Raw genomic sequence first — 1,853 nt, 5'->3', positions numbered from 1 at the left:
GCTGTGATGTGGGGGGATTTGGATAGTAAAAAATTGACCGATGGCCAGTAACCGGGAGTGGAAATTATAATTTTAAGGAGTTTATTTTGCCAATCAAAAAAACTAAACTAGATTTCCGACACCTTTAACAAGCTAAATAACAAATGCTACTCCTCAAGCTGATAAATTAAAATTTACGTTTCAAAAATCTATTCAACCTTTTAAAATTATGATCAAGTCAAAAACTTTGCTAATTGTAGCATTCCTCCTGTTAGGAGCCACTTTTGTTCAAGCACAAGATTACAAAACAGGTTTAGGAGTTCGCTTAGGCCCCTCAAGTGGTGTTACGGTCAAACATTTTATGACTCCTGATATCGCCCTGGAAGGAATATTAGATACGCGCTCACAAGGTTTTTTATTAACAGGATTGTATGAAATTCAAGCCCCTGCTTTTAATGAACCCGGATTTTCCTGGTTTTATGGTTTAGGTGGCCACATAGGGGTATGGGGAGATAGTGGAAATTATCCATGGATCGACGAAGATGAATTTCACGATGGTTCTTATCTTGCCCTGGGAGTAGATGGGATTATTGGTATTGAATATACCTTTTCAGAGGCCCCTATTAACATTGGTCTAAACTGGAAACCGGCCTTAAACCTTTATAGAAGTGTTGACGTTTGGGGTGATGGAGTAGGTCTTACCCTTCGATATGCTTTTAAAAATTAAACAGAAAAACAATAGAGGCTTTTCCTGCAATAGGAAAAGCCTCTTCTATTTTAGACACACAATAATTTATGAAAAGAGCAATTCTATGCTGGTTTCCATTTGATAGTGCAACCAATACTTTTTGTGGTTGTATATTTTAAGGATCTTCCTGAATTTAGATCCATTATGGCCTGTTCTACATATTTTTTATCTGCTTTATTACCATCCTTGTAATTATTATCAATGGCTCCTTTATAAACAAGTTTAAACCTCTTCCCTTCTTTTTTCAACAAGTATACTTCGGGCGTTTTCTTGGCTCCAAACTTTCTGGCTACTTCCTGGGTATCATCTAACAAATAAGGAAATGAATAATGCATATCTTTTGCTCTTTTCTGCATGTTTTCATAAGAATCCTCAGCTTTGACCATTGGATCATTAGGATTAATAGCAACTACAGGAAAGCCCAATGGTGCAAATTTCAAATCCAATTCCTGAATTCTTTTTTCATACATTTTAGCATAGGGACAAGAATTGCAAGTAAAAATCACAATGTAACCTTGGGTGTTCTGGTCTGCTAAAGAAACCATTTGACCATCAATATTTTTGAGCGAAAAATCTTCTACATAATCACCCAAACGGTAACCTTCCACAGAAGTATTAAAACTCATAATTACAAAAACCAGACTGGCACAAAGAAATTTGAATGTTTTTTTCATAATGAGTAGTCAATTTATTTGATGAATGAATTGATTAAGTTCTACTTCAGATAATTCCCCTTCATGAAAAAGTCTTTTCCCATTTTGGTGATTTATCAAGAGGGTGGCGGGTATGACTCCAGACCATTGAGAATTCACCTTTCCTACCCATTCATTAAAATCAATTTCATCGAGAAGCCACACCTTTGAATGTAGCTTTTTCCGATCCACCAAGGGTTGCACTTTTTTCCCTAAATCGTTTACGTCATCCAGACTAATTAGATAAACCTGCAATTGATGATCAGAGTTACTTTTTACCAAGGCCTCAAAATAGGGGATCTCTTTAATGCATGGACCACACCAACTTGCCCAAAAATTAATTACAGAGATTTTTTCTTTCTGCCCCTCTACCTCTCCATTCATTAAAGCTTGTAGTTTCTGGTATTTGATTACTTCTACGGTTTGATCTTTTT

The 1,853-nt window shown here is 36.0% G+C and carries 3 protein-coding genes; 1 reads left to right on the top strand and 2 read right to left on the bottom strand.

Annotated elements, in window-relative coordinates; translation table 11 throughout:
- Positions 1-208 precede the first annotated feature (208 nt).
- On the top strand, positions 209-706 hold the full coding sequence (locus E1171_RS01990; protein WP_155203566.1) for a hypothetical protein: 498 nt from the start codon (positions 209-211) through the stop codon (positions 704-706).
- An 83-nt stretch (positions 707-789) separates the two neighbouring features.
- Here E1171_RS01990 and E1171_RS01985 read toward each other — a convergent pair whose 3' ends face one another.
- Both E1171_RS01985 and E1171_RS01980 read right to left on the bottom strand, forming a co-directional pair.
- Positions 790-1,401 carry a thioredoxin family protein gene (locus E1171_RS01985; protein ID WP_155203564.1) on the bottom strand — a complete coding sequence of 204 codons (612 nt, stop codon included), beginning with the start codon at positions 1,399-1,401 and terminating at the stop codon, positions 790-792.
- A 9-nt stretch (positions 1,402-1,410) separates the two neighbouring features.
- Positions 1,411-1,853 (bottom strand): TlpA disulfide reductase family protein (locus E1171_RS01980; protein WP_155203562.1); only part of this gene is annotated, 443 nt, incomplete at its 5' end.

The sequence above is a fragment of the Xanthovirga aplysinae genome (assembly GCF_009711365.1).
In the GTDB taxonomy this organism is placed as follows: domain Bacteria; phylum Bacteroidota; class Bacteroidia; order Cytophagales; family Cyclobacteriaceae; genus Xanthovirga; species Xanthovirga aplysinae.
Note: the sequence above shows the minus strand (reverse complement) of the source record. Positions and strands in the feature narration are given on the sequence as shown.

Excerpts from the sequence above, each read along its gene's own strand:
- E1171_RS01990 (WP_155203566.1), top strand. The coding sequence starts at position 209 with ATGATCAAGTCAAAAACTTTGCTAATTGTAGCATTCCTCCTGTTAGGA.
- E1171_RS01985 (WP_155203564.1), bottom strand. The coding sequence starts at position 1,401 with ATGAAAAAAACATTCAAATTTCTTTGTGCCAGTCTGGTTTTTGTAATT.